This is a genomic window from Aminobacter sp. P4_D5, from assembly GCF_056401815.1.
In genome coordinates, this window is the sequence record NZ_JBFUIP010000223.1 from 1 (window position 1) to 7,064 (window position 7,064).

The 7,064-nt window shown below is 62.7% G+C and carries 7 protein-coding genes; 4 read left to right on the plus strand and 3 right to left on the minus strand.

Annotated features, from left to right (window positions below; translation table 11 throughout):
• Both AC1DWF_RS28525 and AC1DWF_RS28530 read left to right on the plus strand, forming a co-directional pair.
• Positions 1-277, plus strand: a 277-nt coding sequence (locus AC1DWF_RS28525; protein ID WP_476842343.1) for a DoxX family protein, incomplete at its 5' end; no start/stop codon positions are given.
• Positions 278-410: 133 nt separating this feature from the next.
• The gene (locus AC1DWF_RS28530; RefSeq protein WP_476785946.1) at positions 411-824 is read left to right on the plus strand and encodes a DoxX family protein; all 414 of its coding nucleotides are present in this window, start codon (positions 411-413) and stop codon (positions 822-824) included.
• Here AC1DWF_RS28530 and ppx read toward each other — a convergent pair.
• Positions 817-2,352: an exopolyphosphatase gene (gene ppx, locus AC1DWF_RS28535; protein WP_476785947.1), complete on the minus strand. Its 1,536-nt coding sequence runs from the start codon at positions 2,350-2,352 to the stop codon at positions 817-819. The two genes, AC1DWF_RS28530 and ppx, sit on opposite strands and share 8 nt — an antisense overlap.
• A complete protein-coding gene (locus AC1DWF_RS28540) occupies positions 2,352-4,559 on the minus strand; it encodes an RNA degradosome polyphosphate kinase (protein ID WP_476804445.1) in 2,208 nt (735 codons plus the stop codon). The genes ppx and AC1DWF_RS28540 overlap by 1 nt, the downstream gene beginning before the upstream one ends.
• 204 nt (positions 4,560-4,763) lie before the next feature.
• Here AC1DWF_RS28540 and AC1DWF_RS28545 point away from each other — a divergent pair, with 204 nt between their 5' ends.
• Both AC1DWF_RS28545 and AC1DWF_RS28550 read left to right on the plus strand, forming a co-directional pair.
• Complete coding sequence (locus tag AC1DWF_RS28545; protein WP_476786151.1) at positions 4,764-5,012, plus strand: zinc-finger domain-containing protein; 249 nt, start codon at positions 4,764-4,766, stop codon at positions 5,010-5,012.
• A 16-nt stretch (positions 5,013-5,028) separates the two neighbouring features.
• Positions 5,029-6,252: an FAD-dependent monooxygenase gene (locus AC1DWF_RS28550; RefSeq protein WP_476842344.1), complete on the plus strand. Its 1,224-nt coding sequence runs from the start codon at positions 5,029-5,031 to the stop codon at positions 6,250-6,252.
• Here the strand turns inward: AC1DWF_RS28550 and AC1DWF_RS28555 are convergent.
• Positions 6,207-6,908, minus strand: a complete 702-nt coding sequence (locus tag AC1DWF_RS28555) for a TIGR02117 family protein (RefSeq protein WP_476842345.1) — start codon at positions 6,906-6,908, stop codon at positions 6,207-6,209. The genes AC1DWF_RS28550 and AC1DWF_RS28555 overlap by 46 nt on opposite strands.
• Positions 6,909-7,064: the final 156 nt, after the last annotated feature.

A 7,064-nucleotide genomic window follows, 5' to 3' on the forward strand; every position in this document is an offset into this window, starting at 1 on the left:
CGCCAGCATCGGCCTGCCGCTGCCGACGGTTACGACCGTGGTTGTCGGCTTGGTTGAACTGGCCGGCGGCATCGCCATCCTGGTTGGCTTCCAGACTCGCGTCGCTGCGATCGTGCTCGGCCTGTTCACCCTGGCTGCGACCGCAATCGCACACCTCAACTTCGCCGATCCGACGCAGGTGATGTTTCTGCAGAAGAACCTGGCAATCGCCGGTGGCCTGTTCGTGCTCGCAGCCTTTGGCGCCGGCGCGCTGTCGATCGACGCCCGCCGCCGCTAAACCAAGCAGACTTCCTCCCAAGATTAGCCCGGGCTTGTCCCGGGCTTTTTTGTGCGCTGAAGTGGCCGACAGATCGACATAGTGATGACATCACCAATGCACAGGTGCATCCTGCGGCTGTGAGGTTACCCCGATGCTCAACAATCTGTTGCTGCTTGTCGCCCGAATCCTGATCGCCGCACTGTTTGTGCCCGCTGGCATCAGTACTCTTTCGAATATCTCAGGCTCCGCCAGCTACTTCGCCGGGCTCGGCTTTCCCTTGCCGACATTCGTGGCACTGGGCGTCGGATTGCTGGAACTGGGCGGTGGGGCGCTGGTGCTGCTTGGCTTTCAGACCCGCGCGGTGTCGCTGCTGCTCGCCGCCTTTGCGCTGGCCGCCGGTTTCATTGGCCATTACGGCCAGGGCGGCGACAATCCGGCGATGGCCTTCATGCACCAGCAGGCCCTGATGAAGGACATTGCCACATCTGGCGGCCTGATTGCGCTATCAGTCGCAGGCGCAGGTGCGATCTCGCTCGACCGGTTGCTGTTCCGCCGATCTATTTGACCGAGATGCTCGGGCCGTCCTCGACCGCCAGCACCAGCTTGCGACCAGTGACCTTGGCAAGTTGCGCCAGACGCCCTGCCGGCCGCTCCCCGTAGAGCTGGCCGAATTCTGCTGGGATGATCAGCGCCAGCACGCCATGGCCCCGGTCTTCCCAGCGCAGCTTCGGCATCACGCCGGGCATCGAGGCCGTGAGCAGATAGACCACCCGCATCATGGCGCCCAGGATGCGTGCGCGTTCGAGATAGCGTGGTGTCGCCAGCTCCTTCAGCTCCGGGGCGAAGGTGTCGTTGAAAACGCCGTCGTGGCGGAACAGGTTGGCCAGCGCCAGGAAGGCACGGCCCGGATGGTCGACACCGATAAACGACGCGTGCGCGATGATGTTGAGCGATTGCCTGCCCCGATATTCAGGATGGGCGCGCCAGCCGATATCGGCGAGCAGGCAGGCGGCATGACGATAGCGCGCCTCCTCCTCCGTCTCTTCGATGCCGAAGGCAGCGAATGACTTGCGTGTCCATTCGGCCAGCTCGTGCGCATGGCGCACCGAACGCGCGCGCAGCAAGGCCAGTTCTTCGGCAGCAGAGATAAGCGGATCGGCACGCTGTTCCTGCTCGTCGAGCAGCGAAAACAAAAAGCCCTCGCGCACACCGAGAGCCGAGACAACAATCTTCGACGGCTCCATCGCCTCGATGATTTCCTGCAGCACCACAGCGCCATAGGGCAAAAGCGAGCGGCGGTTCTTCGACACGCCTTCGATGCCCTTGACCTTTTCGACATCGCCACGCGCGACCTGCTTGAGGAAGGGGATCAGGCTCGTGGGATCGAGCTCGTAGTGGTGCATCACCTCAAGCGGATAGTTGGTGATGCCCATATGCAAGCGGGCGAGGTTTCGCCACGTCCCGCCCACGGCATAGAAGGTCCTGCCCTGCCCGCCCTTGAGCAGCTTGGCGCGCATGAGTTCGGTGCGCGCGATCTTGGCCGCCACCACCGGCGAGCCTTTCGCCATGTCCTGGAGTCTCAGGCCACCGAGCGGCAAGGTGATGCCCTCGCCAATGTCTTCACCCCGGACGTCGACGAGTTCCAGACTACCGCCGCCCAGATCGCCGGCGATACCGTCGGCGGGATGGAAGCCGGAAATCACGCCAAGAGCGGAATAATGGGCCTCTTCACGGCCAGTCAGCACCTGGATCTTGGTGCCGAGCACATCTTCGGCGCGCTGGATGAAATCGGGACCGTTGATGGCCTCGCGCGCCGCAGCGGTCGCCAGCACATACATCTTTTCCGCGCCCGCCTGTTCGGACAACCCGCGAAAACGCCTGAATTCCTCCATCGAGCGCGTCACACCCTCGGGGTCGAGCTTTCCCGTCGAAACGATGCCGCGGCCAAGACCGGCCAGCATCTTTTCGTTGAACAGAAGGGTCGGCGAGCGCGCCAACCCTTCATAGACGACCAGACGGATGGAGTTCGAGCCGATATCGATGATCGACAGCGGTCGGCGGTCCTTGAGCCGGCCCTGCGAAAGTTGCGCCATCAGGTGGCCGCCGCCTCAGCCTTCTTGCGACGTTTGAACTGGGCAATGCGTTTGGGTGCGTGAGACTTCAGCGCGTCACCCCGTCCGGACAGACTCGGATTGGTCATGAAATATTCCTGCGCATTGAACGGCTCTTCGCCCTCGTCCAGCGTGATCCGCCGCGAGGTTCCATCCGCCAATACTTCGAAACTTTGCTGGTTGTCCATGATGTTTCCGAGCATGACCTGGCCAAGCACCTGCTCGTGCACAGTCGAATGCGTGGTGATCGGCACCATGCATTCGACACGGCGGTCGAGGTTGCGCGGCATCAAATCCGCCGAGCTGATGTAGACAACGGCCTCGTCCGACGGCAGGCCATGGCCATTGCCGAAGCAGTAGATGCGGCTGTGCTCGAGGAAGCGGCCGACGATCGACTTGACGCGAATGTTCTCCGACAGCCCGGGCACCTGTGGCCTCAGGCAGCAGATGCCGCGCACCACAAGGTCGATTTCGACCCCGCTTCGGCTGGCATCGTAAAGCGCGTCAATGATGATCGGATCGACCAGCGCGTTCATCTTCATCCATATCTGCGCCGGCTTGCCATTGCGGGCATGCTCGACCTCATCGGCGATATGTTTGAGGATGCGGCTGCGCAGCGTGTAGGGCGACAAGGCGATGCACATCTCCTCCGCCGGCTCGGCATAGCCAGTGATGAAGTTGAAGATCTGCGCTACGTCGCGCGCAATCGCCGAATCGGTGGTGAAGAAGGACAGGTCGGTGTAGATGCGCGCGGTGATCGGGTGGTAGTTGCCGGTGCCGAGATGGACGTAGTTGCGCAGGCGCCCGTCCTCGCGGCGAACCACAAGCGACATCTTGGCGTGCGTCTTGAGTTCGAGGAAACCGAACACCACCTGCACGCCGGCGCGTTCGAGGTCGCGCGCCCAGCGGATATTGGCCTCCTCATCGAAGCGCGCCTTGAGTTCGACGAGTGCGGTCACCGACTTGCCGGCCTCGGCGGCGTCGACGAGCGCACGCACGATCGGGCTGTCGTTGGACGTCCGGTAGAGTGTCTGCTTGATCGCCACCACTTCAGGGTCGATCGCCGCCTGGCGCAGGAACTGCACGACGACATCGAAGGATTCGTAAGGGTGATGGACGACGAAGTCCTTCTCCCGGATCGCCGCGAAGCAGTCGCCGCGGTGTTCGCGGATACGCTCGGGGAAACGCGGATTGAACGGCGGGAACTTCAGGTCGTCGCGCGGGACGGCGACGATTTCGGAAATCTGGTTGATGGCCAGAGGCCCACTCAGAATGCTGACCCGGTTGGCAGCAACGCCAAGCTCGCCGGCAACAAATTCGCGTAGTGCCGCCGGCATCTGGCTATCGAACTCGATTCGGACCACCGACCCACGCCGCCGGCGCTTGAGTGCGGTCTCAAACAACCGCACCAGGTCTTCGGATTCTTCCTCGACCTCGATGTCGCTATCGCGGATGATCTGGAACGTGCCGGAACCCTTGACCTCGTAGCCGGGGAAGAGCTTGCCGATGAACAGGCTCACCGTCTCCTCGATCGGGATGAACCGCACCGTGCGTTTGCGGTCCGGCAGCCTGATGTAGCGGCGCAGGGCCACCGGCAGGCGCAGCAAGGCCGTCATTTCCTCACCGTTCTTGCGGTGACGCAGCTGTAGCGCGATGGAGAACCCGAGATTGGGGATGAACGGAAACGGATGCGCCGGGTCGATCGACAGGGGCGTCAGGACCGGGAAGATCTGCTCCATGAAGTGGTCCTCGAGCCACTTCTTCTCATCCTTGGTGAGGTCGGTCGCGGAGATGCTCTCGATCCCTTCGAGCTTGAGCAACTCCATCAGGCTCGACAGGCTCTTCTGCTGGTCTTCCTGCAGGCGTTCGACCTCGAGCAGCAGCTGTTCGAGCTGCTGTTCCGGCGTGCGGCCATCGGCGCTGCGAATGGTGATTCCCTCGCGCACCTGCCCAGCGAGGCCGGCGACGCGGACCATGAAGAATTCATCGAGATTGCCGGCCGAAATCGACAGGAAGCGGACGCGTTCGAGCAGCGGGTGGTTGGGATTTTGTGCCTGTTCGAGCACTCGCCTGTTGAATTGCAGCCAGGAGAACTCACGATTGACGAAGCGATCGGGGTTGCCGTCTGCCGCGTCGGTCGGCGACTTGTCGTTGACGAAATCGGTATGTACCGGCCTCAACTGATTCATATGCAACCCTTCCCCACCGCAGCGTTCCGCCGCTTATCCGGCTCAACTTATCCTCTGACAGGCAATTGCGACAGTTTCATTTCAGCATCTTGCAAACCTGTCGCTTATGATACAAACGCTTCGGATAACGGCGTCGCAGATCCCTTGGACGTGCAAGCGAGCCGTGGCATTCATGCGCGAAGTTCCTCAGAAGGGAAAAACACCATGGCCGGCGGCTCCATCCCCCACTTCCAGAACGATGCTGGACATGCCCTGATCGAGATCGGCGTGAAGGAATTCATGTGCGTGGGCGCCAACCCGCCCTTCGATCACCCGCATGTGTTCCTCGACATGGGTGCGGACGCCGAAAAGGTCTGCCCCTACTGCTCGACGCTCTATCGCTTCTCGGCCAAGCTGAAGGCGACCGAGACACAGCCGTCAGGCTGCCTGTACGTCGCCGACCGCGCAGCCTGACGACAAAGCCGCGGTCATGCAATCGCGACAGATCGTGATGGCGGGAGCCGGCGTCGCCGGGCTCACTGCGGCGCTCGCCTTCGCAAGACATGGCTTTGGCGTTCGCGTGCACGAACGCGCGCCGACGCTGGCAGAAGTCGGTGCCGGACTCCAGCTTTCTCCCAACGCCACCCGTATACTAGACCGCCTTGGTGTGCTCGATCTGGTCAGCCCCTCGACCGTGCGGCCGGAAGCGGTCGTTCTGCGCKACGCGGCGACCTTGTCTGAACGGGCGCGCGTTCCCCTGGGTGCAGCGGCCGAGCGACGCTGGAAGGCTCCCTACCTCGTTGCCCATCGCGCCGACCTTCAACATGCCCTGCTCGCACAGGTCGCGGAAAGCCCCTTGATCGAGGTCACCATCGGCTCCGAGGTCACCGGCGTCGAGGCGCAGGCGGGCGGCATCACGGTGTCGACCACGCAAGGCGGTGTCGCCTCCAATGTCGACGCTGTTTTGTTTGTTGCAGCAGACGGCGTCTGGTCGACCAGCCGACGTCTTATCGGCCCGAACGAGAAGAGCCGGTTTTCAGGCGAACTGGCCTGGCGCACCACGCTCTCCTCTGACGGCGACGTCGGTCGACATTTTGCCGCGCTGAGCTCGCCGGCGATGGTAACGACTTATCTACACGCGGGCTTTCATCTGGTCGCCTACCCCATCCGTGCCGGCACAGCGATCAATCTCGCCGCCTTCACGCCGGGCAATTCGATCGCCGAGCAATGGTCGGGCGAGACCGATGCTGGTGCGTTGAAACGGGCGATGCGAGGCACAGCGCCTGCCCTTTCCCGGCTGATCGACGAAGCCGGTCCGTGGACGGTGTGGCCGCTGCATACCGTCGACCAAGCCCGCCCATGGACCGCGCCAAGCGGCATCGCGTTGATCGGCGACGCGGCACACGCCATGACGCCCTTCGCCGCCCAAGGTGCCGCGATGGCGATCGAAGACGCCTTTACGCTGGCGGACGCGATTGTGTCAGGCCCGGCGATCGCGGACGCACTGTCGCGATGGGAAATGGAGCGCAAATTGCGTGTGCGCAAAGTGGCACGGCGCGGCGCGCTCAACCATTTCGCCTGGCATGCCAGTGGGCCGGTGGCGGTGGCGCGCAACCTGTTCCTCAAACTCAAATCGCCGGAAAGCCTCGCCGCCGACATGGATTGGCTCTATGGCTGGACCCCGCCCGGCTGGTCCGACCAAGGCCGGTTATAGAGCCCAAGCGACCAGTTCAGCGTCGCCGGCAAAGGGTTCCACCAGCCGGTCGTCAGGCCGGCTTCTCGAAGTGCCGCCGCCGTCCAAGTGTTACAGCCCGCCAAGGCGTTGAACTTGCCTTTGGCCTCAAAGAAACCGTCATAGGCGCCGTAGTTCACATCCGGTATGCGCTGCACGCCATTCGGCCCCTGCTGGAAGCTGCGCTCGATGAAATTGAGCAGTGYGGCAAAGCCGGCCTCGCCGATATCGAAGCGTCCTACAGTCGGGTGCGGCAGTGCAATTTCACCAGCCAGATCGACATGCATCACTGAATTGTCGAGCGTGAGCGCCGCAAGCACAGGCCCCGGCTTGAGCTCCGCCCATGTCGGCGTTCCAATGTAGAAGGCCTTGCTGCCCCAGCCGAACACCAGATAGCGCGCCCCCGGCAGGTCCGCCTCGATGCCGGCGTCGAGCAGAAAGCCGAACTTTTTCAGCACCGCCGCATCAAGCGGCACGGCAATGTCGGTGTGGATCGGGTTGGTGAAAACAAGGATGTGGCGCGGCGTTGCGGCAGCTTGGTCGCCGCCGAAAAGCGGCCTTGGCACCAGTGTGCCAAACGCCACCGCCGTGAACACCAGCAGGACAAGGATGCCCAGAAGACGAAATATTCTTCTCACTGGCAGGCTGTCCCTTTTGTCGAAGCATGTAGTTCCAACAAAAAAGCCCGGCCGAAATGCGACCGGGCTTTTGGATCGTTGAGCGGGGAGCCTAATGCAGGATCTGGCTGAGGAACAGCTTGGTGCGCTCGTGGCGCGGATGGTCGAAGAACTCGC

Coding starts and splice junctions, on each gene's coding strand:
- AC1DWF_RS28530 (WP_476785946.1), top strand. CDS start 411: ATGCTCAACAATCTGTTGCTGCTTGTCGCCCGAATCCTGATCGCCGCA.
- ppx (WP_476785947.1), bottom strand. CDS start 2,352: ATGGCGCAACTTTCGCAGGGCCGGCTCAAGGACCGCCGACCGCTGTCG.
- AC1DWF_RS28540 (WP_476804445.1), bottom strand. CDS start 4,559: ATGAATCAGTTGAGGCCGGTACATACCGATTTCGTCAACGACAAGTCG.
- AC1DWF_RS28545 (WP_476786151.1), top strand. CDS start 4,764: ATGGCCGGCGGCTCCATCCCCCACTTCCAGAACGATGCTGGACATGCC.